Source organism: Haloarcula salinisoli (genome assembly GCF_019599405.1).
GTDB lineage: Archaea > Halobacteriota > Halobacteria > Halobacteriales > Haloarculaceae > Haloarcula > Haloarcula salinisoli.
The window spans coordinates 91,054-118,043 of the sequence record NZ_RKLQ01000003.1 but is presented as its reverse complement, the minus strand read 5'-3'; the positions used below and the strand labels follow the sequence as shown (position 1 = coordinate 118,043).

General features: G+C 65.4%; 29 protein-coding genes and 2 tRNA genes. 19 read left to right on the top strand and 12 right to left on the bottom strand.

Annotated elements, in window-relative coordinates:
- Positions 1 to 36: 36 nt before the first annotated feature.
- Together EGD98_RS16780 and EGD98_RS16775 are read left to right on the top strand one after the other, a co-directional pair.
- Entirely contained in the window at positions 37 to 810 is a 774-nt protein-coding gene (locus EGD98_RS16780) for a coenzyme F420-0:L-glutamate ligase (RefSeq protein WP_220589552.1), read from the top strand.
- A complete protein-coding gene (locus EGD98_RS16775) occupies positions 797 to 1,771 on the top strand; it encodes a 5,10-methylenetetrahydromethanopterin reductase (protein ID WP_220589551.1) in 975 nt (324 codons plus the stop codon). Before EGD98_RS16780 ends, EGD98_RS16775 begins: the two co-directional genes overlap by 14 nt.
- Here the strand turns inward: EGD98_RS16775 and EGD98_RS16770 are convergent.
- Positions 1,728 to 1,949 (bottom strand): DUF8024 family protein, encoded by a 222-nt coding sequence (locus EGD98_RS16770; RefSeq protein ID WP_220589550.1) that lies wholly within the window; start codon positions 1,947 to 1,949, stop codon positions 1,728 to 1,730. The genes EGD98_RS16775 and EGD98_RS16770 overlap by 44 nt on opposite strands.
- A gap of 267 nt (positions 1,950 to 2,216) precedes the next feature.
- Between EGD98_RS16770 and EGD98_RS16765 the strand changes: the two genes are divergently transcribed.
- The 7 genes from EGD98_RS16765 to yciH all read left to right on the top strand — a co-directional run bounded on the left by EGD98_RS16765 (position 2,217) and on the right by yciH (position 8,278).
- On the top strand, positions 2,217 to 2,603 hold the full coding sequence (locus EGD98_RS16765) for a winged helix-turn-helix transcriptional regulator (RefSeq protein ID WP_220589549.1): 387 nt from the start codon (positions 2,217 to 2,219) through the stop codon (positions 2,601 to 2,603).
- Positions 2,604 to 2,694: 91 nt separating this feature from the next.
- Positions 2,695 to 3,198 carry a peroxiredoxin family protein gene (locus tag EGD98_RS16760; protein ID WP_220589548.1) on the top strand — a complete coding sequence of 168 codons (504 nt, stop codon included), beginning with the start codon at positions 2,695 to 2,697 and terminating at the stop codon, positions 3,196 to 3,198.
- A 137-nt stretch (positions 3,199 to 3,335) separates the two neighbouring features.
- Complete coding sequence (locus EGD98_RS16755) at positions 3,336 to 3,632, top strand: DUF7573 domain-containing protein (protein WP_220589547.1); 297 nt, start codon at positions 3,336 to 3,338, stop codon at positions 3,630 to 3,632.
- A 159-nt stretch (positions 3,633 to 3,791) separates the two neighbouring features.
- Positions 3,792 to 4,745, top strand: a complete 954-nt coding sequence (locus EGD98_RS16750; RefSeq protein WP_220589546.1) for an AAA family ATPase — start codon at positions 3,792 to 3,794, stop codon at positions 4,743 to 4,745.
- Positions 4,746 to 5,720, top strand: coding sequence for a DUF58 domain-containing protein (locus tag EGD98_RS16745; protein ID WP_220589545.1), 975 nt, complete (start codon positions 4,746 to 4,748; stop codon positions 5,718 to 5,720). It abuts the gene before it with no gap.
- Positions 5,717 to 7,930: a transglutaminase TgpA family protein gene (locus EGD98_RS16740; RefSeq protein ID WP_328763214.1), complete on the top strand. Its 2,214-nt coding sequence runs from the start codon at positions 5,717 to 5,719 to the stop codon at positions 7,928 to 7,930. The genes EGD98_RS16745 and EGD98_RS16740 overlap by 4 nt, the downstream gene beginning before the upstream one ends.
- A gap of 54 nt (positions 7,931 to 7,984) precedes the next feature.
- Entirely contained in the window at positions 7,985 to 8,278 is a 294-nt protein-coding gene (yciH, locus tag EGD98_RS16735) for a stress response translation initiation inhibitor YciH (RefSeq protein WP_004516073.1), read from the top strand.
- Positions 8,279 to 8,368: 90 nt separating this feature from the next.
- Here the strand turns inward: yciH and EGD98_RS16730 are convergent, their stop codons facing one another.
- Positions 8,369 to 9,301 carry a site-2 protease family protein gene (locus EGD98_RS16730; RefSeq protein ID WP_220589544.1) on the bottom strand — a complete coding sequence of 311 codons (933 nt, stop codon included), beginning with the start codon at positions 9,299 to 9,301 and terminating at the stop codon, positions 8,369 to 8,371.
- Between the two features lie 140 nt (positions 9,302 to 9,441).
- Here EGD98_RS16730 and EGD98_RS16725 point away from each other — a divergent pair, with 140 nt between their 5' ends.
- A complete protein-coding gene (locus EGD98_RS16725) occupies positions 9,442 to 9,984 on the top strand; it encodes a hypothetical protein (RefSeq protein ID WP_220589543.1) in 543 nt (180 codons plus the stop codon).
- 245 nt (positions 9,985 to 10,229) lie between these two features.
- Here the strand turns inward: EGD98_RS16725 and engB are convergent, their stop codons facing one another.
- Positions 10,230 to 10,847 carry a GTP-binding protein EngB gene (engB, locus tag EGD98_RS16720; protein WP_220589542.1) on the bottom strand — a complete coding sequence of 206 codons (618 nt, stop codon included), beginning with the start codon at positions 10,845 to 10,847 and terminating at the stop codon, positions 10,230 to 10,232.
- Positions 10,848 to 10,939: 92 nt separating this feature from the next.
- Between engB and EGD98_RS16715 the strand changes: the two genes are divergently transcribed.
- Both EGD98_RS16715 and EGD98_RS16710 read left to right on the top strand, forming a co-directional pair.
- A complete protein-coding gene (locus tag EGD98_RS16715; RefSeq protein WP_220589541.1) occupies positions 10,940 to 12,217 on the top strand; it encodes a TIGR00341 family protein in 1,278 nt (425 codons plus the stop codon).
- A gap of 63 nt (positions 12,218 to 12,280) precedes the next feature.
- Entirely contained in the window at positions 12,281 to 13,015 is a 735-nt protein-coding gene (locus tag EGD98_RS16710) for an SIMPL domain-containing protein (RefSeq protein ID WP_220589540.1), read from the top strand.
- Between the two features lie 20 nt (positions 13,016 to 13,035).
- Here the strand turns inward: EGD98_RS16710 and EGD98_RS16705 are convergent, their stop codons facing one another.
- Positions 13,036 to 14,034, bottom strand: coding sequence for an NOG1 family protein (locus EGD98_RS16705; RefSeq protein ID WP_220589539.1), 999 nt, complete (start codon positions 14,032 to 14,034; stop codon positions 13,036 to 13,038).
- 92 nt (positions 14,035 to 14,126) lie between these two features.
- On the opposite strand from EGD98_RS16705, the gene EGD98_RS16700 reads away from it, so the two are divergent.
- Positions 14,127 to 14,447: an ASCH domain-containing protein gene (locus EGD98_RS16700; RefSeq protein ID WP_220589538.1), complete on the top strand. Its 321-nt coding sequence runs from the start codon at positions 14,127 to 14,129 to the stop codon at positions 14,445 to 14,447.
- Between the two features lie 182 nt (positions 14,448 to 14,629).
- Positions 14,630 to 15,724, top strand: coding sequence for an FAD-binding oxidoreductase (locus EGD98_RS16695; protein WP_220589537.1), 1,095 nt, complete (start codon positions 14,630 to 14,632; stop codon positions 15,722 to 15,724).
- Positions 15,725 to 15,760: 36 nt separating this feature from the next.
- On the opposite strand, the gene EGD98_RS16690 is transcribed toward EGD98_RS16695, so the two are convergent.
- Positions 15,761 to 16,477 carry a hypothetical protein gene (locus EGD98_RS16690; RefSeq protein WP_413229592.1) on the bottom strand — a complete coding sequence of 239 codons (717 nt, stop codon included), beginning with the start codon at positions 16,475 to 16,477 and terminating at the stop codon, positions 15,761 to 15,763.
- A 203-nt stretch (positions 16,478 to 16,680) separates the two neighbouring features.
- Between EGD98_RS16690 and EGD98_RS16685 the strand changes: the two genes are divergently transcribed.
- Positions 16,681 to 16,818, top strand: a complete 138-nt coding sequence (locus EGD98_RS16685; RefSeq protein ID WP_220589535.1) for a hypothetical protein — start codon at positions 16,681 to 16,683, stop codon at positions 16,816 to 16,818.
- Between the two features lie 24 nt (positions 16,819 to 16,842).
- On the opposite strand, the gene hisE is transcribed toward EGD98_RS16685, so the two are convergent.
- Both hisE and pdxT read right to left on the bottom strand, forming a co-directional pair.
- Positions 16,843 to 17,136 (bottom strand): phosphoribosyl-ATP diphosphatase, encoded by a 294-nt coding sequence (gene hisE, locus EGD98_RS16680; RefSeq protein ID WP_220589534.1) that lies wholly within the window; start codon positions 17,134 to 17,136, stop codon positions 16,843 to 16,845.
- A gap of 244 nt (positions 17,137 to 17,380) precedes the next feature.
- Positions 17,381 to 17,974 carry a pyridoxal 5'-phosphate synthase glutaminase subunit PdxT gene (gene pdxT / locus EGD98_RS16675; protein ID WP_220589533.1) on the bottom strand — a complete coding sequence of 198 codons (594 nt, stop codon included), beginning with the start codon at positions 17,972 to 17,974 and terminating at the stop codon, positions 17,381 to 17,383.
- A gap of 114 nt (positions 17,975 to 18,088) precedes the next feature.
- On the opposite strand from pdxT, the gene EGD98_RS16670 reads away from it, so the two are divergent.
- Positions 18,089 to 19,120: a PrsW family intramembrane metalloprotease gene (locus EGD98_RS16670; protein WP_220589532.1), complete on the top strand. Its 1,032-nt coding sequence runs from the start codon at positions 18,089 to 18,091 to the stop codon at positions 19,118 to 19,120.
- On the opposite strand, the gene EGD98_RS16665 is transcribed toward EGD98_RS16670, so the two are convergent.
- The 4 genes from EGD98_RS16665 to EGD98_RS16650 form a co-directional block, all read right to left on the bottom strand.
- Positions 19,117 to 19,695, bottom strand: a complete 579-nt coding sequence (locus EGD98_RS16665) for a riboflavin synthase (RefSeq protein WP_220589531.1) — start codon at positions 19,693 to 19,695, stop codon at positions 19,117 to 19,119. The genes EGD98_RS16670 and EGD98_RS16665 overlap by 4 nt on opposite strands.
- Before the next feature lie 414 nt (positions 19,696 to 20,109).
- The gene (locus EGD98_RS16660; RefSeq protein ID WP_220589530.1) at positions 20,110 to 21,018 is read right to left on the bottom strand and encodes an NAD(P)H-binding protein; all 909 of its coding nucleotides are present in this window, start codon (positions 21,016 to 21,018) and stop codon (positions 20,110 to 20,112) included.
- A 124-nt stretch (positions 21,019 to 21,142) separates the two neighbouring features.
- The gene (locus EGD98_RS16655) at positions 21,143 to 23,062 is read right to left on the bottom strand and encodes an ABC transporter ATP-binding protein (protein WP_220589529.1); all 1,920 of its coding nucleotides are present in this window, start codon (positions 23,060 to 23,062) and stop codon (positions 21,143 to 21,145) included.
- Positions 23,063 to 23,552: 490 nt separating this feature from the next.
- On the bottom strand, positions 23,553 to 24,152 hold the full coding sequence (locus EGD98_RS16650; protein WP_220589528.1) for a DUF192 domain-containing protein: 600 nt from the start codon (positions 24,150 to 24,152) through the stop codon (positions 23,553 to 23,555).
- A gap of 84 nt (positions 24,153 to 24,236) precedes the next feature.
- Here EGD98_RS16650 and EGD98_RS16645 point away from each other — a divergent pair.
- A tRNA-Val gene (locus EGD98_RS16645) sits at positions 24,237 to 24,310 on the top strand.
- 426 nt (positions 24,311 to 24,736) lie between these two features.
- Here the strand turns inward: EGD98_RS16645 and EGD98_RS16640 are convergent.
- A complete protein-coding gene (locus EGD98_RS16640) occupies positions 24,737 to 25,345 on the bottom strand; it encodes a hypothetical protein (RefSeq protein ID WP_220589527.1) in 609 nt (202 codons plus the stop codon).
- Between the two features lie 753 nt (positions 25,346 to 26,098).
- Here EGD98_RS16640 and EGD98_RS16635 point away from each other — a divergent pair.
- Positions 26,099 to 26,172: transfer RNA gene (locus EGD98_RS16635), tRNA-Phe, on the top strand.
- A 69-nt stretch (positions 26,173 to 26,241) separates the two neighbouring features.
- Positions 26,242 to 26,811, top strand: coding sequence for a hypothetical protein (locus tag EGD98_RS16630; RefSeq protein WP_236039584.1), 570 nt, complete (start codon positions 26,242 to 26,244; stop codon positions 26,809 to 26,811).
- The last annotated feature ends 179 nt before the right edge of the window (positions 26,812 to 26,990 follow it).

Below are 26,990 nucleotides of genomic sequence, written 5' to 3'. Positions count from 1 at the left end.
CGGCGTCCTTTTTCCCGCGGAGGCCTCAGGGCGGGTATGGAGGTCTTCGCGGTCGAGGGGCTGCCGGAGGTTCGCCGCGGCGATTCGGTCGCCGAGCTCGTCGCCGAGCGGGCGGACCTGCAGGACGGCGACGTCGTCTGTGTGGCAAGTACCATCGTCTCGAAGGCCGCGGGCCGGCAGGCCGACCTCGCCGACTTCCCGGCGAGCGAGCGCGCCGAGCGCATCGCCGACGGCATCGCCGACATCGCCGGCGAGGAGAAGGACCCCCGCTTCGCACAGGCCGTCATCGAGGCAAGCGAGGAGATACTGACCGAGGCGCCCTTTATCCTCGCCGTGACCCGCTTCGGCCACATCACGGTCAACGCGGGCATCGACCGCTCGAACGTTCCCGGCGCCGACCTGCTCTTGCTCCCCGAGGACCCGACCGACTGCGCCGAGCGCATCCGGGCCGGGCTGGCGGAACACCTCGGCGTGGACGTGGCGGTCATCGTCACCGACACCTCGGGACGGCCCTTCCGCCTGGGCCAGCGCGGCGTCGCGCTGGGCTGGGCCGGGATACCGGCAGCCCGCGACTGGCGGGGGGAGTCGGACCGCGAGGGCCGGGAACTCGGCGCCACGGTCCAGGCGGTCGTCGACGAACTCGCCGCCGCGGGCAACCTCGTCACCGGCGAGGGGGCGGGCGGCACGCCGGTCGCCGTCGTGCGAGGGTTCGACTTCGGCGACCACGCAGGCAGTGACGAACTCTACCGACCCGAAGACAAAGACGTGGTCCGTGACGCACTCAGAGAGTGGTCTCATGTACGCGATTGAACTCACACCGGAACATCCAGTGGCACAGCTCACCGACTTCGCCGTCTCAGCAGAGGAGGCAGGCTTCGACGCGGTCTTCGCGAGTCATCACTACAACAACCGCGACCAGTTCATGGCGCTGTCGTCGATGGCGCAAGCGACCGAGGAGGTGTCTCTGGGGCCGGGTATCGCCAACCCCTACGAGACCCATCCCGTGACACTGGCCTCGCGGGTCGCGACGCTCGACGAACTGAGCGACGGCCGCGCCCTGTTCGGAATCGGGCCGGGCGATAAGTCCACGATTCGGAACCTCGGCTTCGACCACGACGACGCCCTCCGGCGCGTCCTGGAGACGTTCAAAGTCGCCCAGCAGCTCTGGGACGGCGAGCGCGTGGACCACGACGGCACCTTCGAGGCCGACGACGCCGGGCTGAACTACGAGGTCGGCGAGATTCCGGTCTACGTCGGCGCACAGGGCCCCCACATGACGAAGATGGCCGCCAAGCACGCCGACGGCGCGCTGTACAACGGCTCGCATCCGAAGGACCTCGCCTGGGCCCGCGACCAGGTCGACTCGATGCGCGAGGATCGCGTCGCCGACACCGAGTTCGACCTCGCGGCCTACGCCAGCGTCAGCGTCGCCGAGGACGCCGACGCTGCCCGCGAGGCCGCCCGGCCCCCTGTCGCGTTCGTCGCCGCCGGCTCACCGCCGCCGGTGCTTGGCCGCCACGGCATCGACCAGGACGTCGCGAGCGATATCGGCGACGCTATCTCGGCGGGGGACTTCGAGGAGGCCTTCGGCCTTGTCACGGAGCCGATGCTCGATGCGTTCTGTATCGCCGGTACGCCCGAAGACGTGGCCGAGCGGGTCGAAGCACTGCGAGAACACGCCGACAGCGTCGTCTTCGCCTCGCCGCTGGGGCCCGATATCGAGGACGCTATTTCGCTTCTGGGGGCGGCGACCGACCGCTTCCCGGCCTGACGACGAGGGAGGCCGCTGCACCCAGCGAGAGGTAGCCAAAGACCGCCGAGGCAGCGCCGACCAGCAGGGCGCCGATGAGGATGAGAACGGCGGAGAGGGGGTCGAACAGCGCGATGTCGATGAACTTCCCGGGCATGTCGAGGATACTCTGGAGCAACTGCGTGGGGAGACTTTGCATACCCGGCCGTTTGGAGTGGGCCTACTTTGTGCTTCCGCTCGCTGGGTCTCTTCGCGACGGGGTATAGACCGCGGAATCACCGCTCTTTCAGTCGTAAAGACGGACACGAATCACCGACGGAACGCTGTCAGAGTCAGTGGAGACGCTCGAACAACGGGGCTGCGTCTCGCTCTCACCGAGCGTGAACGGACAAAGAGTAACTACAGTACGAAACACCACCTGATTTTAATAGGTAACCGGAAATCGACACAGATACCAGAATCACACATGAGCAGTGAAAAGATGAAAGTCACCTGCGCGGGGGAAAAGTGGTGTCCGGTGACCGCGACGGCCAAGCTCATCGGTCGAAAGTGGCATCCAGTAGTCATCCTCGAGCTGTGCCAGGTCGAGACCCTGGGATTCAACGACCTCCAGCGGGCCGTCGGCGGTATCTCGAACAAAGTCCTGTCGGATACGTTAGAAGACCTCGAAGAGAAGGGGTTCGTCGACCGGGAGATAGCCAACGAAAAGCCGGTTCGAGTCGAGTACTCGCTGACGGAGTTCGGTGACTCGCTCGCACCGGTAATTCTGGCGATGGCCGAATGGGGAATGGAACACCTCGAACCGCCCGAGGGCGTCGAAATGGTGACCCTCCCCGACGACTTTCCCCGATAGCCCGCGCCGGACAGTTACGACCGGGTAACGTGAAAACGTATTAGTTACGTTACAATTAATCCGCGCCGAGCCCGAACGAACTACCGTAGCTATGACGGAACTCACCGACTTCGAATTGCGAAACGCGGCGGCAGGTCCCGACCCGTTCGTGCTGAGCGAGTACGCCAGCGACCCAGACCGGGACGCTGTCGTGTTGCTGTTCTTGCGGGACTATCACTGTCCAAAATGCAAAGAGCAGGTCGCAACTATCGCCGAGAACTACGACGATTTCGAGGCGCTGGACGCCGACGTGGTCGCGATTCTCCCCGAGCCACTCGGAAAGACACGCGACTGGAACGACGAGGTCGCGCTGCCGTTCCCACTGCTGGCTGACGAGTCGAAAACCGCGAGTGAAGAGTACGACCAGCCGGTGCGGTTCGGGGCGCTGGGCGCACTCCACGACATGGTGGGTCGGATGCCGGAAGCAGTGGTGGTCGACACGACCGGGAGCGGGCCGAGCGTGGCCCACGTCCACCGCGGCAAGACTCCCGGAGACCGACCGTCGGTCGATGACCTGCTCGGCCACATCGAAGCGATACGGTCGGCAACAGCCTGACCGACACCGAACGCGGAGATGGTGACGGGGATACGTGGCCGGCCACACCGGGCTGTGCCAGCGCTCCAGCACGCCACTGATCAAATCACTCCCGGAGAGCAGACAGCTATTTCCCGCGTGCGGACGCAGTGACGGCCATGGGCGAAGACGCCTCGCTGGACGAGTTCCTCGGCGGTGAGTCGAGCGAGCAGTCCGAGGCGACGGACGCTGTGGAGCCAGCGGACGAGACGGAAGTGGAGCCAGCCGGTGAGGGAGAACCGGCGGACGCCGACGAGCCAGAGACGGACGCGACCGACGTCGAACCGGCCAGAACGACCTACGCTTGGAACGACGAGGGGGCGACTTGCGAGGCCTGTGGCGAGACAATCGAGCGGCGCTGGCAGCAGGAGGGCGGCCTGGTCTGTATCGAGTGCAAGGACTGGGAGCGGGCGTAGAACCTGGTTACGTTTGTCAGGGAGAGCGATATGCCGTTTGTCAGAGCCCTCCAGCAGAGTTACATATTGCCGTTCCGAAGAGGCAGGTAACTGGAACCATGCGCCCTGATACGGACCGCTCGGCGGTTCCGGCCTGATACTCCCCAATCGTCACTATCCATGACAGATACGACAGCCAGTCAACAGTCGGACAGCGCGCTTCGGGACGCGAGCCGTCTCGCGACCGGAGTCATCGAGAACGTCGAGGAGGTCATCGTCGGCCACCACGAGGCCATCGAGCACATCGTCACGGCACTGCTGGGCCGCGGGCACGTCTTACTGGAGGACGTCCCCGGCGTCGGCAAGACGATGGTGGCCAGGTCGGTCGCCGCGAGCGTCGACGGCGAGTTCAAGCGCGTGCAGTTCACGCCGGACCTGCTCCCGACCGACGTCACCGGCGTCAACGTCTACAACCAGAAGACACAGGAGTTCGAGTTCCGTCCGGGCCCCATCTTCGCGAACGTCGTGCTGGGCGACGAGATCAATCGGGCGCCGCCCAAGACCCAGTCGGCGCTGCTGGAGGCGATGGAGGAGGGGCAGGTCTCGGCCGACGGGACGACCCGCGAGATTCCCCAGCCCTTTACCGTCATCGCGACCCAGAACACCGTCGAGCAGCACAAGGCCTACGACCTCCCGATGGCCGAACTCGACCGGTTCATGACGAAGCTGCGACTGGGCTACCCCGAGGCCGACGAGGAGACGGCGATGCTGGGCGAGGTCGTCGGGAACCACCCAATCGAGGCGCTGGAGCCCGTCGCGACGCTCGAGGAGCTGCAGGCGGCCCGCGAGGCCGTGGCGGGAGTCACCGTCGAGGAGCCGATTCGGGCCTACGCGACTCGGCTCGCGGCCTACACCCGCGAGCACGCCCGCCTCGGCGTGAGTCCGCGCGGGAGCATCAACCTCCTGCGGGCCGCCCAGGGACGGGCCGTCCTCGACGGGCGGGATTACGTGGTGCCGGACGACGTCCAGACCGAGGCCCCGGTCGTGCTCCCCCACCGCATCCGGACCGACAGCAGCGACCAGACCGCCGAGCAGCTCGTCACGGCGGCCCTCGACCGGGTCGCCGTCGAGTGAATGCGCCCGACCCTCCGGGGTGTCGGCGTGCTGGTGGTCGCCGTCGGCGCGACCGTCGTCGGTGGACAGTTCGGCCAGCCGGGGCTGGCCGCTATCGCCGCGCCGCTGCTGGTCGCGCTGGTGGGTGCGACGGTCCAGGTGTACCTGAGCGGCCTCCCGGACATCGAACGGTCGACGCTCCGCCGGGGGTTCGCCGGCGAGAGCCGGACCCTGGAACTCACCGCCGAGGGCAGCGCCATCGCCCGACTCACCGACCGCCGCGCCGACGGAATCGGCGGTGACGTGACGGCGCGGTGTTCGCTGCCGGCGACGCTCAGTTTCGAGGTACCGTACGAGCGCCGCGGTGAGCAGTATCTCGGCCCCGTCGAAGCGAAAGTCACCGACTCGCTCGGGCTGGTCGTCACCAGCGGCACCGTCGACGCGACCGACGAAGTGCTGGTGTTCCCGCCGGTGTACCGGCTCGGCGGGCCCGACGCCTTCGTCCGGACCCTCACCCCCGACGCGGAAGAGCGAGAGACGTTCGACCGGCTTCGCGAGTACACGCCGGGGGACTCGTTGCGGGACATCCACTGGAAATCGAGCGCCAAGCGCGACGACCTTCTGGTCACGGAGTTCGACGACGACAGCGAGGACCGCGAGCTAGTCGTCGCCGCGCGGGCGACGGCAGGCCACGGCGACGCGATGGCGGCCGCCGCGGCGACGGTCGCCGTCGGCGCGCTCCATAGCGGCTTCGCCGTCGAGCTGGCGACACCCGACGAGACCGTGCCCGCGGGCTTCGGCGAGCGCCACCAGACCCGGCTGCTCGAAGCGCTGGCCGGCACCGGCGAGGGAGAGAGCGACCGCGATGGAGCGGCCGACGTCCTCGTCAGCGCCACCGACGACGGCGTCACGGTCGCGGTCGGCGACCGGACCGAGCCCTTCGACGAGCTGACCGTGAGTCGGGAGAACCCGCTGGTCTCGGGGGTGGGCGCGTGAGCCGTCTCGCCGGCCGACTGCCGTGGTCACAGCCCCGCACGCTGGCCCTGCTTTCGGTCGCGCTGGCGCTGGGGGCGCCGCTGCGAACCATGTACCACCTCATCGACGTCGTCGGCTCGCCGACACAGTTCCTGCTCGTGGTCGGCGCCGCGTTGCTGCTCGCGGCCCTGCTGGCGCGGGTACTCCATCCGGTCATCGCGCTCGTCCTCGGCGCGGGGTTGTTCGTGCTCGGCCTGTTCTGGTACGTCACGAACCTGGCGACGAACCCGACCGTCGACGTGTTGCTCGCCGACACGGTCAAACTCCTGACGGGGCGCCGACTGCTCCAGATTGCGAACGTCCGGCTCTGGGTGACCTCCTTCGCCGCGGCGCCGGTGTTCCTGACGACCTACTTCGCGCTCCGGCGGTGGTACGTGACGGCCGTCTTCAGCGCCAGCCTCGCCCTCTCGTTTTTCGTCCTGACGACCGACGCCGGCGTCGTGACGACGCTGCTGGGTGTCGTCGGCGGCGTCGCCGCACTCGGGTTCGGGACGCTCGATTCGGTCGCAAGCGAGGGGACGGCGACGACGAGTAGCGCGGGCCCGTCGGGGACGGTCACCGACGCGACCGACGGTATCGACGCCGGGCGGCGGTCCGTGCTGTCCCAGCTCGCCGCTATCATCGTCCTGCCGACGGTCGTCTCGCGCATCCCCGGGGTCGAGGGAACGGCCCTCTCCTTGCTGGGTGGGTCCGGCGGGACCGTCGAGGGGAGCCTGGTCAACGCCGGCGACTCGCTGACGGTCCAGGGGTCGCTGTCGCTGAGTTCGACCCTGCGTTTCACCGTCGAGGCCAGCGAAGCCAGATACTGGCGCGTCGGAACCTACGACCGCTACACCGGCGACGGCTGGGTCCGGACGGGGAGCCTCGAGGCGTACGACGAGGGTGACCTTCTCGAGCGTCAGCCGGCGGACCGAACGCGTGAGGTCGTCCAGACCTACGAGGTCGAGTCAGACATCGGAACCGTCCCCGCGGCGTGGAAACCGACGCGCTACGAGGGCGACGCCGACGTGCAGGTGACCCGCCACGACGGGTTCCAGCCCGAGGACGGACTGGAGACCGGCGACAGCTATCGGGTCGAAAGCGAGGTCATCGCGGCCGACGAGGTGGAGCTGCGGGACGCCGGTGACGACTATCCCGACGAGGTCGAGGGAACGTACGTCCAGCTCCCCGAGAGCACCCCCGACCGGGTCGCCGAGACGACCGCGACGCTGACCGAGAACGCCGAGACGCCCTACCAGACCGCGCTGGTCATCGAGCGGTGGCTGAAAGAGAACCGTGACTACTCGCTTTCCGTCTCCCGGCCCCGTCGCAACGTCGCCGACCGGTTCCTCCACGCGATGACAGAGGGGTACTGCACCTACTTCGCGACGACGATGGCCGTCATGCTGCGCACGCAGGACATCCCCGCCAGGATGACCGTCGGCTACACCCCGGGGGAGTCGGCGGGGCCGAACCGCTGGGAGGTCCGCGGGCTCCACTCCCACGCGTGGGTCGAGATGTACGTCGAGGACTGGGGCTGGGTGCAGTTCGACCCGACGCCGGCCGGCCCCCGCCAGGCGGCAGAGCAACAGCGCCTCGAGGAGGACGACGACACCGACGGCGGCGAGGACGACCGGGAGACGCCGACCGAGACCGAAACCACGCCGACGCCAACGCCGACGCCGACCGAGACACCGGAGCCGGGACGAACCCGGACGCCGACGCCGACACCGACCCGCACTCGGGCTCCGGGCGAGACACGGACCCCCGGCCATACGACGACGCAGACCGGAGCAGATGACGACGACGGGGGGAGTCAGTTGCCCGAACTCCCCTCGCGCGAGGAGACAACCCTCGGTGCCATTGCCCTCCTGGGCACTGCGGCCGGGCTCCGCCGCGCGGGCGTCCCCGAGCGCGTCTCGCGGGAGCTATGGCTGCGCTATCAGTCGCCCGAGTCGCCCGCCGAGGACGTAGAGACGGCGTTCCAGCGAGCGATGTACGTCCTGGGCGAGCGACACCGCGAGCGCCGGCCGGGCGAGACGGTCCGGGCGTATCTCGACGCCGTCGACGCCGACGACGACGTCCGGCGGCTGGCCGGACTGCGCGAACAGCTCCGGTACGGCGGGGCTGTTTCCGAGGCGGCGGCCGCGGACGCAATCGAAATCGCCGACGAAATCGTCGCCGAACGGTAAGCCGGGCTTTCCCCCGACAGTGTTTAATACGAAGGTTTCGTACGCCCCGTTGTAATGTCGGAAGTCTGCTCGACGTGCGGGTTGCCTGAGGAGCTCTGCGTCTGCGAAGACGTGGCCAAGGAGTCTCAGGAGATCAACATCCGCATCGACGAGCGCCGTTACGGGAAGGAGGTAACGATCATCGAGGGGTTCGACCCGAAAGACGTGGACATGGACTCGCTGTCCTCGGACCTGAAGTCCAAGTTCGCCTGCGGTGGGACGGTCGAAGACGGCCAGATCGAGCTCCAGGGGAACCACACCGGTCGCGTCGAGGACTTCCTGCGCGACAAAGGTTTCAACGTCGCCTGATTTCCCGCGTTCGTTCGGACGTATAGCGCGCGGTAAGTGCCTGCAGCGTCGGTTTTTGCTGCTGGTGGCCAGTAATCAGCGCCAGCCCTCTCACAGATACGGGCCGAGGATGGCGACAGCGAGCAACCCGACGACGAAGCCGCTGGTCCCGTAGACGGCCACTCGTTTGAGCCAGGCCGGAACAGCGTCGTCGAGCCGGTCGTCGGCCGCGTCGATACTCTCGGCGAGGACCCGGCCGCCGTCCAGCGGGCCGATGGGCAGGGCGTTCAGAAGCCCGACGTTGGCGTTCAGCAGGACGAGCCAGAAGCAGGCGTTCGTGAGCGGACCGAGCGCGGCCACGGCGGCGGCCGTCGGGGCCTGCCCGCCCGTCGCCGCCCAGCCGAAGTAGGTGAGGAAGGCTTCGGTGGGTGTGGCTGTCAGCGAGCTCACCAGGACTGCGCCAGCGAGGACGGTGACGACGAGGTTGTGCAGGACCCCGAGCGCGAACACGCGCATCCGGGTCCGGGCGTCGGCCTCGTCGAGCGTGTCGTCGGGCAGGACGTAGCCCGCGAGCGGGACGACGCCGCCCAGGAGTGCGACGCCCCACTCCTCGACGGAGACACCCTCGGCCCGGCAGGCCAACGCGTGACCGCCCTCGTGGACGACGGTCGCGACGACGAGTCCGAGGACGATGTAGGGCGTCGAGGCCAGCGGCATGAACTCGTTGACGCCCGGAATCGCGATGGTGTTGACCGGGTCGTTGAGTGCGGTGGGTTCCCGGCCCAGGGCGTTGCCCGCGGCCACGGTGACCAGTACCAGCGTCCCGACCTGCAGGACGAACAGGGTCGCGATGGCGAGGTCCGACCACCGACGGACAGCGGGCCGGTCGGCGAACGCGTCGAACCGCGTCGACGTGCGCGTCGAGAACCAGTACAGCACGCCCAGCCCGATTTTCAGCGACGGCGGAAGACGAGCGTTGATACGGTCCTCGACGGCCTCGACGCGGTCGCGGAGGCCGCGGATCGGCCCAGCCAACCCAGTCATGTTGTCGAAGGCACACTGGCCGGATACAACTGTGTTTCGCCAGGCGCGGTGGCGACAGCAGCGCCGGAGCCACACGTGGGATAGCAACTGTTTCCACTCGGTCCGAAGAAAATATAAGGGTATTCAAAGAATTATAATATATGAGCGCGACGACTGCCCAGACGGCGGAAGTGCTCTGCAAACGCTTCGGGCCAGGACGCCTGCCCGGGGCGGACAACCGCGATATCGGCGCGGGCTATGCCTTCGCGACCGCTGCGCTGTCGGCGGCCACCGTGTTCGTCGTCGCGGCGGGGTTCGAACCGATCACCAAGTACGGCCTCGGGGCCTTCGGCCCGGCCCACGGCGGTATCTACATGTTCGGGGTGTACGCGATTCCGTTCGTCGTGCCGTCCGCGTTCCTCGCGGGCGCGTTCACCTGGGCGCAGCGACCGGCGTCGGCCCGCTACTGGGGTGTAGCCGGCGGCATCGCCGCAACGGTGCTTACCTACGGTATCGGGGCGCCACTGAGCGTCAGCGGCTGGTACGTGATTACGCTCCTGCACCCGGAGTGGACGATGTCCGGTAACCTTCCCCGCCTGACGATGCTGTTTGGCATGTTCGGGTTCCTGACCACGTTCTGGATAACGCTCCCGGTCGGTGCCCTCAGCGGGCACATCCACGAGCGAGCGGTCGAGGGGAACTGAGTCGGACAGAAGGCCCCCGGCGGTCGCTGTGGCCGGGCGCGAGTGGGTCGGCGGGTCTCCCGCCGACCCCGAGCGCTGACGGGGAAAGGCAGGGTTGTGACAGTGCGTATGCCGCTCGCCGACGGCGAGCGGTTTCACCGGACACGAACGGAGTGAGTGTCCGGCCTTTTTCGCCCACGTTTTTCGAGGAGCCTTCCCGCAACGAACGAAGTGAGTGAGGAAAGGCGACGACGAAAAAGGTGGTCTCAGAAGAACTGGAACAGGTCGTCCCGTTCGGCCTCGTGCAGGTGGTGCCGGACGGCCTCGTTCAGTGCGGAGATGTTCCCCCGTTTGGCGCTGATTGGGGAGATGGTCTCCTGCCACTGTTTCCAGGGGGGATAGAGTCCGAGGCGGTCACACAGCTCGTTCAGGCGCTCGTCCTCGTCGTCGACCTTGTCCATCTTGTTGACGGCGACGACGGGTTCGACGCCGACGTCCCGGAGGAAGTGGAACATCTCGACGTCGTGGGGAATCTCGTCGGGCCCGGAGTGGCGGTCGATGATGTCGATGACGCTCTTGCCGTCGACGACCAGAATTCCGACCAGAATCTTCTCGGCGTTGTCCTCGACGTAGCGGACCACGTCGGTCTTTATCTGCTCGCGGACTTCGTCGGGGACGCCCTTCATGAAGCCGAAGCCGGGCAGGTCGGTCAGGACGAAGTCGGGACCGGTCCAGTCGTAGTGGTTGGGGCTGCGGGTGACGCCGGGCCGTTGGCCGGTGTCGAACGTGTGGCCGGTCAGCTCCCGCATCAGCGTCGACTTGCCGACGTTGGAGCGGCCGACGAGCACCACTTCGGCGCTCCGGTCGGGACGTGCGTCGAACATAGGCCCGATACTGCACCGACGGGGAAAAACGCGTCAGTTTCCGTCTGGACCGACCACCCGGGTTTTTACCCACAGCCACCACACGCGTAGCCGTGCGGCTCGTACAGATTTCGGTCCCGCAGGGGAAGCTCGAGGCGACGCTCGGGGTCCTCGACGAAGAGGGTATCGACTACGTGGTCAACGAGGAGTCCAGCGGGAGAGACATCGGGGCGGTCGTGACCTTTCCCCTTCCCACGAACGCGGTCGAGCCGGTGCTGGAATCGCTGCGCGACGTGGGGCTCAACGACGACACGTATACGGTCATCACCGAGGCAAACACCGTCCTCTCCCGGGACTTCGAGGCGCTGGAGGAGCGCTACGCCGAGGAGAAAGACGAGGACCGCATCGCCCGCGAGGAGCTGACCTCGAAGGCGGAGTCGATGGCGCCGGCGCTGTCGACGTACGTCATCATGACCGTCATCAGCGCGGTCATCGCGACGGCCGGACTCCTGCTCAACTCCCCGGCGGTCGTCGTCGGCTCGATGGTCATCGCACCGCTCATCGGCCCGGCGATGACGGCCAACGTCGGCACCGTCGTCGACGACCACGAGCTGTTCGTCCGGGGGGTCAAACTACAGACACTGGGCATCCTGCTCGCTATCGTCAGCGCCACCGCCTTTGCCTTCATTGTGCGGACAGCGAACGTCGTCCCACCGATAGCGGACGTGACGAGCGTCCAGCAGGTCCGCGAGCGGGTCGCCCCCGACTTCCTCTCGCTCGTCGTGGCGCTGGGGGCCGGCGCGGCGGGCGTGTTGAGTCTGACCTCCGGGGTGTCGACGGCGCTGGTGGGCGTGATGATAGCCGTCGCGCTCATCCCGCCGGCGGCGACGGTCGGCATCGGCATCGCGTGGGGCCAGCCGCTCGTCTCGCTGGGCTCGGGCGTGCTCGTGCTCGTGAACATCCTCTCTATCAACCTCGCGGTTCTGGTCGGCCTCTGGTACCAGGGGTACCGGCCGGAGTACTGGTTCCGCGAGAGCGACGCCCGGTCGGCGACGGTGAAACGCATCGGCGTGCTCGTCGTCTCGATTCTCGTCCTCTCGGCGTTTCTGGGCGGCGTCACGCTGGATACGTACCAGCAAGCGACCACGGAAGAGGCGATACAGGAGCGCGTCGAATCCGCTATCGAACCGCCCCGACAGGTCATCAGCGTCGAGGTCGAGCACAGCAACACAGTCCTCTTCCAGGAGCCCCGCCACGTCGTCGTCACCGTCGGTGTCCCGCCGGGTTCCGACCCGCCGGGACTGGCCGGCCGACTCGACACCGTGGTCGACGATGCGGCCGGACAGGACGTCGACGTCTCCGTCCGCTACATCACCGTCGAACGTGGGTAGAACGCTCAAATCCGCATTTGAGCGTTCGCTGCAATAAATACGACCGCGGTGCATCCGGGTCGTATGGAGACACAACCACTCGCAGTAATCGGCGTCGTCGCGCTCCTGCTGGCCGGCGGTGTCGGCTACGTCGTGGCTGACACCGGCGGCGCGCCGTCAGCGACCGCGGCGGAACCGACAGCGGAGAACGCCACCGTCAGCGTCGGCGCCGACGCGACAGTCGAACGGGCCCCCGACGAAGCGACAGTCACAGTCGCCGCCGTCGGTCGGGGCGAGACGGCAGCCGCGGCCCGGACGAACGTAAGCGGCGACGCGGACGCGATACGGAGCGCACTCGAAGACGAGGGCGCGACCGTCACGTCCTCGCGGTTCAGCGTCAGACCGGAGTACGACTATAGCCAGGACGGCCGCGAACTGGTCGGCTACGTCGCCGTCCACACTATCGAGGCCGAGACGACGGACGTCGACAGGGTCGGGACACTCGTCGACACCACCGTCGACAGCGGCGCCGACCGTGTCCAGGGCATCACGTACAGTTTGAGCGACGAGACGCGGTCCGACGCCCGCGAGCAAGCACTCACGACGGCGATGGATCGGGCCCGCGGTGATGCGACCACGCTCGCGACCGCCGAGGACCGCAGTGTCGGTGACGCCGTGACCATCCAGACGAACGACGGCGGCCAGCCGGTGGTCCGGGCGGAGTACGCGACCGCAGCCGACGGCGGCGGCCAGACGAACATCTCACCGGGTCCGGTCACCGTCGAGGTGAGCGTGCACGTCACCTACGAACTAGAGTGACGGAGAACCGCGAGCGGGCCTTACTCGTCGCTGAAGGGGAGTTCTATCTCCCAGTCGACGGCCTCGATGGCCGCGTCGAGGACCTCCTGGACGTTGTCGCCCTCGGTGACGCTCATGAAGTGGTCGGCCTCGACGTCGGTCGAGCGGTCACTCTTGTTCCCGATGGTCAGCACCGGCGCGTCGAACAGCGACTCGATGTCGTCGCGGAGTTCGAGCTGTTGGGCCAGCGGGTAGCCACACTCGCCGCTGGGGTCGACCAGCACGAGCACGGTGTCTGCGAGATGTTCGAGGGCGCTGATAGCCTGGGATTCGATCTCGTTGCGCTCCTCCGGCGGGCGGTCGAGCAGTCCCGGCGTGTCGACGAGCTGGTAGCGGATGCGGTCGGCCTCGACGTGGCCGACGCGAATCTGCGTCGTGGTGAAGGGGTAAGAGGCGATCTCGTTGTCCGCGCGGGTCACCCTGTTGACGAAGGAGGACTTGCCGACGTTGGGGTAGCCGGCGACGACGATGACGGGCTCGTCCGGGCGGATGTCGGGCAGCCCCTTCAGCGCGTCGCGGGCCTTCGAGACGGCTTCGAGGTCTTCGGCGACCTGCTCGGTGATGTCGGCCATGCGGGCGAAGGCCTGCTTGCGCAGTTTGCGGGACGTGTCGACGTCGCTTCGGACCACGCGGCCCTCGTATTCCTGGCGGATCTCCTTGGCCTTGCGGCCGGCCCAGGAGATGTTCGAGAGGTGCTGTTTCAGCGCGTCGATACCGGGGTCGTCGTCGGCGGGGTCGGTCTCGCTGACGACGGCGTCGGCAAGCTCCACGTAGAACGGGTCCAGCTCGTCGATGGTCGGCCACTGCGTGGCGACGTTCTCTAAGTTGTCCGAGATGATGTTCGAGGCGGTCATCAGCATCGACTGCTGGGCCTCGATACCGGTCTTGGACCCGGAGGCCCGCGTCGCCCGCGAGAACGCTTTGTCCAGTATCTCCTCGGCCCGGGGCGTGGTCGGGAGATTCTCGAAAGGATGGCTCATTGCCCTGTCTTTGACCGTCACAGGGTAAAAGGTCGTTCAATCGCAGTTCGAGGCCGAGCCACGTTTTTGTCCGTCGGGTCCCCAGGGCCGATATGGCACACATCGACGCCGACGAGATACTGCCGAACGGCCACGTCCAGCAGATGGCCGCCGAGGGCGAGATTACACAGATGCACCGCGGTCACGAGTACGCCGACGAGGGCGACACCTTCGACATCGACGGCCAGACCTTCGAAGTGACCGACGTGACTCACCGGACGCTGGGCGACCTTACCGACGAAGACGCGCGAAAGGAGGGGTCCGAGGACCTCGAGGCCTACCGCGAGCGACTGAACCGCGTCCACGACAGCTTCGAGTGGAACGACGACAGCGAAGTCGTCCGGCATCGGTTCGAACCGGCGAACGCCGAGTGAGCCGGCTCGAAGCACGGGCGACGTCGTCGCCCGGCGGTTCGAAGTCGTGAGCGAGTAGCGAACGACTTCGGAGCACGAGAGACGAAGTCTCTCGGCGGTTCGAGCCGGCGGACGAGTAGGAAGGCGCCGAGTGCGCCGCGGAGGGGAAACTATACTATCGAGCGAGAAATAGGTCCGCGGGAATGCGGATTCGCCGACATCTCTCGCAGCACGAGACAGCCGAGGAGCTCCCGTTGGTGACCGAGTCCGCCGTCGTGACGGACGTCTCGGCGATGGACCGGAACCGGACTGACGAGGTTCTGACCGAGCTCCGGGCGACGCTAGACGAACACGGAACGGACGCGTGGCGACGAGACCGTCCGACCACTGACGAGGCCTGCGAGGACTGGCTCCGGTCGCAACTCGACGAAGTCGATCATCTCGACGGTGGAACGCCGCTCACTCGATACGTCTCCGAGGACGACCAGACCGGTTCCGTCGGCGAGAAACTCACAGCGCTCCAGGAGCGGTATCTCCAGCCCTATCCGTCGCTCCTGCGAATCACGGTCGAGACGGACGACCCGGTCGAGTTCGCCGCCGGACAGTACCTCTCCTTGCGCTACCAGGACACGACGAGAGTGTATTCCATCGCGAGCTCGCCGACGCGTGACGAACTCGAATTCTGTGTCGGACGTGTTCCGGGCGGCCAGATGACGTCCGAGCTGGCGGTGGACCTCGAGGCTGGCGACACGGTGACGCTCCGCGGGCCGTACGGGGAGCTCCTCCTCGAAGAACCGTCGCCGAGAGATATCGTTTTTCTTGCGACCGGCACGGGTGCCGCCCCGCTGAAGAGTATGATCGATTATCTCTTCGATACGGGACGAGACAGGTACGAGGATACCGTACGAGATATCTGGCTCGTTCTCGGTGGAGGATGGAAAGACACCCTCCCGTACCGTGTGGCGTTCCAGTCGTACGCCGACGAGCGCGACAACTTCCACTTCGTGCCGACGGTAAGCCGTGAGTCGTACCTGACGGAGTGGACGGGGGAGACGGCCTACGTCCAGCACACACTCGCAAAATATCTCGAGGACGGTGTGGGCGATGGGCAGTCGCTACCCCCGGAATTCGAGCACCATCGGAACACCCCACCCCGGTATCCGATCGATGCCCGTCTCGACCCATCGCAGCTCGAAGTCTACGCATGTGGTCTCAATGCGATGGTGTCCAGTCTCGTCGAAGCGGCCGAACAACTCGGCGTCCCGCCAGAACACACCCAGTTCGAAGGCTTTGGGTGACGTTCCACCCACCGCCATCCCTGAAGACGGTGTGGCTCAGAACCCGCCGTAGCGGAGATACACCATGTCGGCTATGAGTACCAGTTGCACGAGCCCCTGCAGGCCGCCGAGTTTGGCGTTCTGCTGCCCGATGGCCGAGATGACACTCGCGTCCGGCGCGGGCGAGACCATCTGTTTGTAGATGCGGATTTCGCCGGGCATCAGGAAGCCAAACCCCTGGACCGACAGCAGCGTCACCAGCACGAGCGCGACGGCGAGGGCGGGCTCGATCATCTGGAAGGTGCCGATAGTCAGTCCGACCCAGACCAGCGAGCCGACGGTGCCGACGGCGAAAGGGACCTGCCAGCGCCAGTCGTCGAAGGCGTTCAGCCGCCAGCCAAGCAGCAGGAGGATAGGGACGACGTTGAACAGGGTAAAGAGCGCGAGCCACGGGCCGGCATTGGGAAAGACGCCCAGTCGAAGGGCGAGCGGGATACCCGTGGCGATGGTCAGAAACGCCATCGACGGCAGGAAGAAGGCGGTCTTGGGCGTGAGCCGCTCGAACACCGCGGCACTTGCCTCCTCGTCGAGCCCGCCGATGACCGGCCCCAGGATGACGCCGATGAACAGGTCGGTGCCCGTCCAGAGGACCCCAGCCATGACGTGGACGTAGGTGTGGTGCTGTATCGAGGCCATCGTCGTCGCGTAGGCCAGCGCCGCCAGGGCGACGGCGACGACGCCGACGGCGAAGGCCGGGTTCGCCCGCTGGCCCATCCCCGCGATGGTGCCACGCACGGTAGACGCACTCATACGGCGTGGAGACGAGTGTCACGGGCAATAAAACTACTCGTGGTTTCAGCCCCTGAAGGGCCTGCCGCGCTGCCGGACGGCGGCCAGCAACGAACTTGCACGTCCCTCGACCGTGTGTGGTCGTCTCAGAGAACCCTTATCAGTACGAGTTACGTATGGTAACTACAATGGAACAGACTCAGCAGCAACAGACGACACGGTCGAAGGCGGACGATACCGACCGAGCACACCTGCAGGACGTCGAGGACGGCTGTGGCTGCACCGAAATCTGGGAACATATGTCCGAGAACCGCGACGAGGAGTAGACAGACTGGGGTCGCCGACGCCAGCTACCGCCGCTCGGCGAGTTCTTCGCGCAGGTCGTCGACGTCCATCTCCTTCATCGACAGCAGAACCAGCAGGTGATAGACGATATCGGCCGACTCGTGGGCCAGTTCCTCGCGGTCGTCGTCTTTCGCGGCCAGAATCAGCTCCGTCGTCTCCTCGCCGAGCTTCTCCAGGACGGCGTTTTCCCCTTTCTCGTGGGTGAACAGCGAGGTCGTGTAGGAGCCCTCGGGGAGGTTCTCCTTGCGGTCTTCGATGACCGCGAACACATCGTCGATGACGTCGGCGTCGTCGCTCATACCCACACGTCGGCGGGGGCGCCCTTCAGCGCGTCGTTACGCAAGTGGCAGAGGTACACCAATTCCAGGGGGAACGTCGTACGCAGGCGCGGGGGTAGCGTCCGCGGCCGACGGCCGCGGTTCCACCGCGGCGCGCGGACTGGAGTGCCGAAGGCACGAAAGGAGCACGCCGCGATTTTTCCCCAAGTTTTTGCCCAAGTGAGCGCGCCGATGGCGCGCGAGCGACGGTGCAAAAAGTGGGTGCCTATGATTCGACGCTGTCGAAGAAGGCCAGGTCGTGGATTCGGGGGTCCTCGGTCAGTTCGGGGTGGAAAGAGGTGCCGACGACGGGACCGTCCCGGATAGCGACGGGGCGGTCGTCCCAGGAGGCCAGCACCTCGACGTCGCTGCCGACGTAGTCGATGACCGGCGCGCGGATGAACACGGCCGGGAACGGGTCCTCGAAGCCGGCCACGTCGAGGGGCGCCTCGAAGCTGTCTTTCTGGCGACCGAAGGCGTTGCGCTCGACGGTGGCGTCGACGATGTTCAGGGTCTCGACCCGGTCGTCGTGGGCGTCGCTGGCGGCGACGATGAGCCCGGCACACGTCGCAAGCACCGGGTTGCCCTCGGCGACGTGTGTCTCTATCTCGCCGGCGATACCCTCCCGATGGATAAGCCGGGAGATGGTAGTCGACTCACCGCCGGGCATCAGCAGTACGTCACAGTCGGGGACGAGGCCGGATTCGCGTATCTCGACGACTTCGGCCGACTCGTCGTGGGCCGTCGCGGCCCGCTCGATAGCCCTCGCGTGTTCGGAGACGTCACCCTGGACGGCGAGGACACCTGCCCGTAGACTCATATCCGGGCTACGACCGTGAACGTCAAAACCTTCTCGTCTCCGCGAAGTGTTGTCACCGCGAGCCCAGTAGCTCGGGCCAAACCGTTAGGTGGCGGGCCCCCGACCATCGACCATATGGCTGAACGACAGCGGGACCCGGTGGAGCGAAACTCCGACCGGTCGGCGGACCTCTATGAAATCGCCGACTGGGAGGTCCGGTCGGTGTTCGACCGGGTGGTGTATTTCCTGTACTACGCCGGGCAGTGGGCGCTGCGCGGGCTGGTTATCCTCCTGGCCGTCGCGATTCTCGCGGTCCAGATAGCCTTCGGGGGCCTCGGCGCGCTGGGGGCACAGCCCCTCTTTGGCGTGCTCGCGGCGATGTCGGCGATTCCGGCGCTGGTGCTCGCGGGCTACATCTACTACGCCGACGTAACGACCCAGGAGCCCCTGACGCTGCTGGTCGGTACGTTCATGCTCGGCGTGCTGTTTGCCGGCTTCGCCGCAATCTTGAACACGGTGTTGCGTGGGCCGGTCCAGACCATCGGCTCGGTGGGCGGTCTCCTGCCGTTCCTCGGGCAACTGGCCTTCTTTTTCATCATCGTCGGGCCCGTCGAAGAGAGCGTGAAACTGCTCGCGGTCCGGCTGTACGCTTTCCGTGACGACCGGTTCGACGCGGTCATCGACGGCGCCGTTTACGGCGCGATGGCGGGGCTGGGCTTTGCCACCATCGAGAACGCGCTGTACATCGTCCAGAACACCGAGATGGTCACCGGGACCGTCCAGGCCATCAACGAGGGGAGCGGCATCGCGGCGGTGCGCGCCCTGGCCGGCCCGGGCCACGTCATCTACTCGGCCTTCGCGGGCTACTACCTCGGGCTCGCGAAGTTCAACCCCGACAACGCCGGCCCCATCGTCCTGAAGGGGCTGCTCATCGCGGCGGTCATCCACGCGGGCTATAACTCGCTGTCGGGCATCGCAATCGGCGTGCTATCTGCGGTGTACGGCGTCAACCAGTTCGTCGCGTTCATCGCGTTCGTCGTCGTCTACGACGGCATCTTCATCCTGCTCCTGTTGCGGAAAGTCGACGCCTACCGGCAGGCGTACAAGCGGGCCCAGCGCAGCGACGAGCCACAGAGCGAGCCCGGCGTCCCCGACTTCGAGTCCTAGCAGAGCTGTTCGACGTACTTCGCGACCACGTCGACCTCCAGGTGGACGAGGTCGCCCACGGACTTCTCCGAGAGGGTCGTCTCGTCGTAGGTCGTCGGGATGATGGCCACGTCGAAGCGGTCGTCGTGACGAGCGGCGACAGTGAGGCTGATGCCGTCCACGGTTATCGACCCCTTCTCGACGAGGTAGTCGCGCTGGTTCTCGGGTAGCGAAAACGAAAACGTCCAGTCGTCTCCTTCTTGCTCGATATCCACAACTTCGGCCGTCGCATCGACGTGGCCCTGGACGATGTGGCCGTCGAAGCGCCCGTCGGCCGGCATCGCCCGCTCCAGGTTGACGCGGTCACCTTCCTGCAGACCGTCGAAGAAGGTCTTCGCCAGCGTCTCCCGCGCGAGGAAGAACTCGGCCCACTCCCCGTCGGCGTACTCCTCGACGGTCAGACAGGCCCCGCTGATGCTGATGGACTGGCCGTATGAGAGGTCCGCAAACGGCGTCCCGACGCGGATTCGCCGGCCGCCCTCGTCGTCCGTCACTGCCAGTACCTCACCCGTGGCCTCCACGATGCCGGTGAACATACCCGCCGGTAGGGAACTGCCAGCCATAGGGGTTTGGCTCTCCGGTGATGTCGAGGTCAACTGTAGTAAGAGTCAGGACAGCCAGAAAGCCCTGCTCACAATCCGCGTCGGCAGTATTGTAGACAGCCAGAAAGCCCCCGTGCGCTCGACTCGCGCGGCTCGCTGCGCGCCTCGCTTCGCTCGGTGCTTGCTTCGCCGTGCTTCGTCGAGCGCACGGCCCCTTTCAGTCCCACCCGTAGACAGTTAGTCAGCCGTCATGGATGGGACTGAAAGGGGCGGCCTGCTACACGAAGGCGGGCGAAGTAAGCACTGGACTGAGCGAAGCGAAGGAAGCGCGCAGCGAACCCCCCGAGTGTAGCAGGCCGGGGCTTTCTGGCTGTTAGCGGTAGCTGCCCCAGTAGAAAGACCGCTGTTTCAAGCCTCAACGGCTTTTGATTCCACAGCAGGCTCCTTTCCGAGCGCTAGCCGAACACTCTCCTCGAACCCGGTCAGGTCGGGCTGGACGAACTCGTCGATGCGGTCGTCGGTGACGACCACCCGATTTCGCAGGCCGTCGACGAGCGGGACGGCGACGCTCACGTCGACGTCGGTCACCAGCCCGAGCCAGCGGGCCGACAGCCCCGGCGAGAGGACCGGGACGGGGACGATGAGCGGCCGGCGCCCGACCAGAATCCGGGCCGTCGTCGTCAGTATCTCCTGATACGTGAGCACGTCGGGGCCGCCGATGTCGTAGGTCTCGCCGGCTGTCTCTGGGGCCTCGAGGACGCCGACGAGATAGGTCACCACGTCGTCGACGTAGATTGGCTGACACTCCGTCCGGACCCACGAGGGAGTGACCATCACCGGCAGGCGGGCGGCGAGCTGGCGGATTATCTGGAAGCTCGCCGACCCATCGCCGATGACGATGGCGGCCCGCAACGCGGTCAGGTCGGCCGCGCCATCCCCGAGCAGCCGTTCGACCTCGCGTCGCGATTGCAGGTGCTCGGAGAGCCCCTCGTCCTCGTTGCCCAGCCCACCCAGATAGACGATGCGCTCGATACCGGCGGCGTCGACGGCCTCCCGGAAGTTCCGGGCGGCGCGGCGGTCCCGCTCCTCGAAGTCCTCGCCGGCCTCCATCGAGTGGACGAGGTAGTAGGCGGCGTCGACATCGGGGAGCGACAGGTCGGGGTCCAGCACGTCGCCCTCGACCACGTCGACGCCCGCGGGCGCGACGTAACTCGCCGGGTCCCGCGTCAGCGCGACGACGTCGTGGCCCCGCTCGACGAGCTCGGGGACGAGATGGCTCCCGACGAAGCCGGAGGCACCGGTGACGAGGACTCGCATACCGGTTAGTGGGGCTCCAGTGGCTTAACAGCCAGCCACGGACAGGGCAGGGGTTCCACCGCTTCAATCGTCCGCAAACCGCTGACGATTCGCACTTCGGGCACGCTTCGCGGCCCTCAGTCAGCTAATCGTCAGCGTCCGTCTGCGCTCGGCGCCGAATCGCACGCTGGACGAACTCCTCGGGCAGTTCGTCGATTTCGCCGGCCTGGACCGCCCAGAGGTTGGCGTAGAGACCGTCCTCGGAGAGCAGTTCGTCGTGGCTCCCCCGCTCGACGACGCGGCCGTCTTCGAGGACCAGGATAGTGTCTGCGTCCTTGATGGTCGAGAGCCGATGGGCGATAGCGAACGTGGTCCGGTCGGCGGTCAGTTCGTCCAGCGAGCGCTGGATGAGCATCTCGGTCTCCGTGTCGACGTCGCTGGTGGCCTCGTCCAGGACGAGGATGTCGGGGTCTTTGAGCATCGCGCGGGCGATGGCGATGCGCTGGCGCTGGCCGCCCGACAGTTTGACGCCGCGCTCGCCGACCATCGTCTCGTAGCCGTCGGGGAGGTTCTGGACGAACTGGTGGGCCTCGGCGGCCTCGGCCGCCTGTCGAATCTCCTCGTCGGTGGCGTCGAATGTCCCGTAGGCGATGTTGTCACGGACGGTGCCGTAGAACAGGAACGTCTCCTGGCTGACGTAGCCGATGGCCCGCCGGATGGAGGTTATCTGGACCTCACGGAGGTCCTGACCGTCGATGCGGACCGCGCCGTCGTCGGGGTCGTACATCCGCAAGAGGAGCTTCATCACCGTCGATTTGCCCGCGCCGGTGGGACCCACGAGCGCGACGGTGTCACCGCCATCGACGGTAAAGGAGACGTCGTCGAGCACGGGCTCGTCCTCGCCGTAGCCGAAGGTCACGTCGTCGTACTCGACCGCGCCGTCGGTGACCGACAGCGGCGGGGCGTCGGTGGCTTCTGCGAGGCGCCCCGGCGTCTCCATCAGCCCGAACACTCGCTCGGCGGAGGCGTAGGCCCGCTGGTACATATTGATGACTTGGCCGAACTGGGCCATCGGCCAGACGAACCGCTGGGTGTAGATGATGAAGGCGACGAACCCGCCCGTGGTGAGTTCCAGGGTGAAAAAGCCGGGCGCCTGCCCGATGACGATGAGTCCGCCCAGCACGAACGTGACGACGAATCCCAGCCCGGAGACCAGCCGGAGCCCCGGGAAGAAGGTGATGCGGGTGCCGATGGCGTCCCAGTTGGCGTCGAGGTACTCCTGGGAGCTGTCCTCGACGCGGTCGGCCTCGTAGGACTCGGTGTTTGCGGTCTTGATTATCTGGATGCCGCTCAGGTTGTTCTCCAGCCGGGAGTTCAGCGAGCCGACGGAGGCCCGGACGTCGGCGTACTTGGGCTGGATGGTCTCGATGAACCACTTCGTGAACACGGCGATGAGCGGTACCGGGAGCAGCGCCACCAGGGCGAGTTGCCAGTTGATGTAGAAGAGGTAGGCGGCGATACCCAGCACCATGATTATCAGCCGCGAAGAGGAGTTCAGACCGTCGTTGAGGAACTTCTCTAACCGGTTGACGTCGTTGGACAGCACCGACATCATCTCGCCGGTCTGCTTGTCGGCGAAAAACTCCATGTTGAGCCGCTGCATCGTCTCGTAGGTGTCCGTTCGCACCGCGTGCTGGACGTGTTGAGCAAATTTATTCCATCCCCAATTTCGGGTGTAGTGGAAGACCGCGCCGAAGCCAAAGGAGGCCGCGATGAGTCCCGCCGTGAGCCAGAGCTGGCCCGTGGTGGTCGCGGGAATCCACGCGTCGGGGACGAACAGGAGGTCGTAGCTCGTGTTGTCCTCGATGACGGCGTCGATAGCCAGCGCCAGGAGCAGCGGCGGCAACAGGTCCAGCATCCGGGCGAAAATCGAGCTGATGAGTCCGATGACGAAAGCGAATCGCTGTCCCTTGCCGTAGTCGGTGAACAGCCGCCACATCGGCCGGTCGACCCGCTCGCGAGCGTCCTCGAACGCGTCGTCGTCTGAGGCCGCCTCGATATCCATTGGCTACGGTTACGCGTCGAGACCCAAATACGCGTCGGGCTCCGCTGCAGGAACGCTCGTATGTAGTGCATCGAGTGACGATGTGGACGGCGAGAAAGCCCACCTAACAGTCCGCATCGACTGCACTGTGAACAACCAGAAAGCCCCCGCGTTCTCAGCGACCCGGGACTTGTTGCGGTCCTCGGTCACTGTGTTCCCTGCGGTCCTTACGTCGTCCGGGTTCGCTGAGAACGCGGCCCCTTTCAGTCCCACCCATGCGGCCGGCCAACCGGCTACGGGCGGGACTGAGCGGAGCCAGCGGCTCCGCGAGGGTCAGGAGACGCGCAGCGTCTCCGGGGACTGAAAGGGGCGGCCGGCTACACGAAGGCAGGCGAAGCAAGCACTGGAACGAACGGAGTGAGTGAAGCGCGCAGCGAGCCTCCCGAGTGTAGCCGGCCGGGGCTTTCTGGCTGTTTGCAGTGCCGTGTCGACCAGCAGCCTCGGAAGTAGTTCAGTCGACCCCAGCAGGCAGCTCTACAGTGTCGCCGACGCTCGTACCGGTCCGGTTGGCCCAGCCACGGTTCACTTCGAGGACGTACTTGCCCCGGCCGGAATACTGCTGGCTGTAGGACTCGCCCTCTGGCGGCTTGGACGCGTGGTGGATGGTCGTGATGGTCCTGTTGGCGTCGATGAAGATGATGTCTATGTCGAAGTCCATATCCCGCATGACGTAGCCGTACTCGCCCTCCTCGTCGTGGACGAAGAGCATCCCCTCGTTCGGGCCCAGGGATTCGGTGTCGCTGAGGCCGAGTCTGCGCTGCCTGGGTGTGTCAGCGATTCGAACGTCCACTGTCCCCAGCGCCCGCGAACCCTCACAGGTCGCGACGGCGGTCCGGTTCGGCGGCACCGTACACGGCGCCGCTGTCGTCGTCTCGGTCGGCGTTGTCGTACAACAGGGCGTCGAGTTGTCGCTGTCGGTGACCGTGACGGTGCCCCGGTCGTACTCGCCGACGCCGACGACGTCCACCCACAGGCCGGTCTGGAGCGCGAGGACGGCGACTGCGAGTGCGACGATGACCCCCACGAGCGCGACGACTGCACGACGTGCCATACGTGTCCCGTGGGCCAGGTGATGCCTAAGCGTTCCGCCCCAGAGAGAAAGCGTTATTCCTGCCGGTGGAAAAATCGGTAGTGCGGGTCCGTGGTCTAGTCGGTTATGACGTGGCCTTTACAAGGCCGAGGTCGGTGGTTCGAATCCGCCCGGACCCACTATTCCTGTCGCGAGCAATCCGCGAGCGACAGAATCGTGACGGAGGACGGATTCGACACCCTGGAAGACGAACGCAGTGAGTCTTCCTCCGGTTCGAATCCGCCCGGACCCACTCTTCTGTGACGAACGGACGTGAGGAACGAAGAGTGAAATCCGGCGGATGCGAAGCAGACGAGACGCGCGCAGCGACGCGAGCACGTCTCGGCGTGGTTCGAATCCGCCCGGACCCACTGAACTTCTCGCGGCGCTCACTCATGAGCGGCGCGTGTGTGAAGCGGCCGGCGGATGCGAACCAGGGAACGAAGCGGAGCGGAGTGACCGTGGTTCGAATCCGCCAGCAGAGCAAAGCTCTGCTGTTCCTCGGACTCGCGGCGCTCGGACGAGACACCGGGAAAATCATGTCCTGCAGCTATAGGATGATAACATCACCTATCTCTTATATACAAGAGTAGAAAAATCGCCAATAAAATAACCGCTATTGGAAATGAGAAGTTTCCAAGCAGCCACTCGATTAGTGCTGCTGATAGGAATAGAAGGCCCAATATAGCTGCAATGAATGCCATTACGCCCAATTGTCTGGAATAAGCGAATACAGCGATGGTTTGGAGGATAACCAACCCTGCGAAAGGATAGGATAAATCTGTAGTTCCAACAATAGAATGTGAAAAGATCAAGCCGAAAGCGGCAAAAATTAGTAATAGTCTTAGGGATACACTCAACGAGTAAGTAATCTTTTTAGCCCTTTCAAATTCGCCAGGCTCATACTCCACGAAATACACGTCTTTCGAGACGTATCCAATCGTGCCTGTTGCGGTAGTTAGTATAGAAAGCAGTAGAAATCCTGATTGAGGATCTATCACACCGATAGACGGTGGATTGTATCCAAAGATTTTCAGCGCACGTACAGTGTTGTCAATTGATGGGTTTTCAACGGCGAAGAATGCGTAAACTGCAGCAGAAATGAAAGCGAGGCCTGGCCTATCTTCTCGAATTATGTTCTCTATATCGTTTAGTCTAAGCGGAACACCTACCATGATTGTATAGGATGATTCTTGTTTCTACTCTATCTAATTCCACCGTTTTAGTTGAGATGGAGGGGTGCCAAAGCGGAGCACACTGTGAAAGGCTGCAAATGGTTTCTCCCAGCGGTCACTGCATTGTCTCAAACTACAGTGCGGGAAACTGTCCAGATCAGCCTGGTTCAGTGATTGGAGACGAAGAACCTGGCTTCGAATACTGAGTCCTATTCCACCGTTTCACGAGTGGGACGGTACGGGAGCCAAAATCGTTGGCTGGGCACTACTACACAGGGACGGTATCGAACGTGAGTGAGAAGATGTTCCGCCCCGACCCACTTCTGAGGGCGACTGCGACGAGCGAGGCGTGGCGCGAAGCGACACGAAAAGTCGAACGGCGAAGCCGTGAGGCAATCGAGGAGCCAGCGGCGTCTGTGTGGTCAACGAGGATTCGAGCCCTGAAAGACGAGCGAAGTGAGTCTCTCTCCGGTTCGAATCCGCCCCTCTAACCGTCGGTCAGCCGAACCGACGGATGCGAATCCGCCAGCCCGCTGTCACCTGCCGAAAACGACTTAGTCAGTGTGGCGGTACCACCATACATGATAGACGGGTCGACGTGTCCCAACTGTGCAGGGCACGTCTCGACGGACGACGGGACGAAATACACCTGTGACGACTGTGGCGAGGCCTTCGACAGCGCGGACCTCTTTCTGCCCTAGGGCAGCGGGGTATCGAAATCCTTTTTTCTACCCTCACCGTCGCTCGATATGCGCCGCCTTAGCTCAGACTGGGAGAGCACTCGACTGAAGATCGAGCTGTCCCCGGTTCAAATCCGGGAGGCGGCATACCCTTCTCGGTTTAGATGCCCGAACGACAACCCCCCATAGCCGGGGGTCTGTCAGGGGGTGGTCGGCGTGACCGACACCGGCCCCGACGGCGAGGGCACTGCTCCCGACGCGAACCCCGGGGACGAGAGCCTCGAAACCACCGTTCAGGCGCTGGAAGCGCGACTCGGAGCCCTCTCGAAGCAGGTCTCCGGACTCCGTGAGGAGCTTCACGACGAGCGCGAGGAACGTGAGGAGCTAGAGGACGAGCTGGCAGCGCGTGAAGAGCGCATCGACGAACTGGAGACGGAGGTTGCGCGCCTGGATGCGCGCACCGATATCCTGGAAGTCATCGAGAACGCCGACAAGATGACTGGCAAGCAGCGCGCGGTGACGCTTGTCCAGCACCTTCACAGAGCGGCGAAAGCGCGTGAGCGCCGCGACGAGCCGCCTGCAGCGACCGTCGACCGCGACGAAGCCGAGGAGGCACTCCACTACCCGAACATCGACCGGACGACCATCTACCGGGACATGGAGCGTGCCGCCCGGCTCATCGACGGGAGCGCCCTGCAGTACACGAACGGAGAGCTCCGGCTCGATCTCGACGCTGGGACTCTCCCCCGGAAGTACACGGCTGACCAGGAGGGCGAGAATCTGTGAAGTCCTCACAACAGATGCAACGGGGGAAGCCCCCACCGGATTGGTCCACTCTGAGCGAAACCGTCTGAAACCTTAGAATTTGCAGGGTAGGACGGTTGTGTAAACAAGTGTTCGGTAGCTGTTAGTACGCTCGCAAACCGCTCGCACCGCTCGCAGTAATCGCGAATCAACAGCCTCCG

Bases quoted from the DNA above. Each gene is read 5' to 3' on its own strand.
- EGD98_RS16775 (WP_220589551.1), top strand. From the start codon at position 797: ATGTACGCGATTGAACTCACACCGGAACATCCAGTGGCACAGCTCACC.
- hisE (WP_220589534.1), bottom strand. From the start codon at position 17,136: ATGAGCGACGACGCCGACGTCATCGACGATGTGTTCGCGGTCATCGAA.
- EGD98_RS16730 (WP_220589544.1), bottom strand. From the start codon at position 9,301: ATGACTGGGTTGGCTGGGCCGATCCGCGGCCTCCGCGACCGCGTCGAG.
- EGD98_RS16705 (WP_220589539.1), bottom strand. From the start codon at position 14,034: ATGAGCCATCCTTTCGAGAATCTCCCGACCACGCCCCGGGCCGAGGAG.
- EGD98_RS16685 (WP_220589535.1), top strand. From the start codon at position 16,681: ATGGAACAGACTCAGCAGCAACAGACGACACGGTCGAAGGCGGACGAT.
- EGD98_RS16725 (WP_220589543.1), top strand. From the start codon at position 9,442: ATGAGCGCGACGACTGCCCAGACGGCGGAAGTGCTCTGCAAACGCTTC.
- pdxT (WP_220589533.1), bottom strand. From the start codon at position 17,974: ATGAGTCTACGGGCAGGTGTCCTCGCCGTCCAGGGTGACGTCTCCGAA.
- EGD98_RS16755 (WP_220589547.1), top strand. From the start codon at position 3,336: ATGGGCGAAGACGCCTCGCTGGACGAGTTCCTCGGCGGTGAGTCGAGC.
- EGD98_RS16690 (WP_413229592.1), bottom strand. From the start codon at position 16,477: ATGGGCCAGCGGGCGAACCCGGCCTTCGCCGTCGGCGTCGTCGCCGTC.
- EGD98_RS16745 (WP_220589545.1), top strand. From the start codon at position 4,746: ATGCGCCCGACCCTCCGGGGTGTCGGCGTGCTGGTGGTCGCCGTCGGC.
- EGD98_RS16670 (WP_220589532.1), top strand. From the start codon at position 18,089: ATGGCTGAACGACAGCGGGACCCGGTGGAGCGAAACTCCGACCGGTCG.
- EGD98_RS16665 (WP_220589531.1), bottom strand. From the start codon at position 19,695: ATGTTCACCGGCATCGTGGAGGCCACGGGTGAGGTACTGGCAGTGACG.
- EGD98_RS16700 (WP_220589538.1), top strand. From the start codon at position 14,127: ATGGCACACATCGACGCCGACGAGATACTGCCGAACGGCCACGTCCAG.
- EGD98_RS16655 (WP_220589529.1), bottom strand. From the start codon at position 23,062: ATGGATATCGAGGCGGCCTCAGACGACGACGCGTTCGAGGACGCTCGC.
- EGD98_RS16660 (WP_220589530.1), bottom strand. From the start codon at position 21,018: ATGCGAGTCCTCGTCACCGGTGCCTCCGGCTTCGTCGGGAGCCATCTC.
- EGD98_RS16770 (WP_220589550.1), bottom strand. From the start codon at position 1,949: ATGCAAAGTCTCCCCACGCAGTTGCTCCAGAGTATCCTCGACATGCCC.
- EGD98_RS16765 (WP_220589549.1), top strand. From the start codon at position 2,217: ATGAGCAGTGAAAAGATGAAAGTCACCTGCGCGGGGGAAAAGTGGTGT.
- EGD98_RS16650 (WP_220589528.1), bottom strand. From the start codon at position 24,152: ATGGCACGTCGTGCAGTCGTCGCGCTCGTGGGGGTCATCGTCGCACTC.
- EGD98_RS16780 (WP_220589552.1), top strand. From the start codon at position 37: ATGGAGGTCTTCGCGGTCGAGGGGCTGCCGGAGGTTCGCCGCGGCGAT.
- EGD98_RS16710 (WP_220589540.1), top strand. From the start codon at position 12,281: ATGGAGACACAACCACTCGCAGTAATCGGCGTCGTCGCGCTCCTGCTG.
- EGD98_RS16760 (WP_220589548.1), top strand. From the start codon at position 2,695: ATGACGGAACTCACCGACTTCGAATTGCGAAACGCGGCGGCAGGTCCC.
- EGD98_RS16695 (WP_220589537.1), top strand. From the start codon at position 14,630: ATGCGGATTCGCCGACATCTCTCGCAGCACGAGACAGCCGAGGAGCTC.
- EGD98_RS16640 (WP_220589527.1), bottom strand. From the start codon at position 25,345: ATGGTAGGTGTTCCGCTTAGACTAAACGATATAGAGAACATAATTCGA.
- engB (WP_220589542.1), bottom strand. From the start codon at position 10,847: ATGTTCGACGCACGTCCCGACCGGAGCGCCGAAGTGGTGCTCGTCGGC.
- yciH (WP_004516073.1), top strand. From the start codon at position 7,985: ATGTCGGAAGTCTGCTCGACGTGCGGGTTGCCTGAGGAGCTCTGCGTC.
- EGD98_RS16750 (WP_220589546.1), top strand. From the start codon at position 3,792: ATGACAGATACGACAGCCAGTCAACAGTCGGACAGCGCGCTTCGGGAC.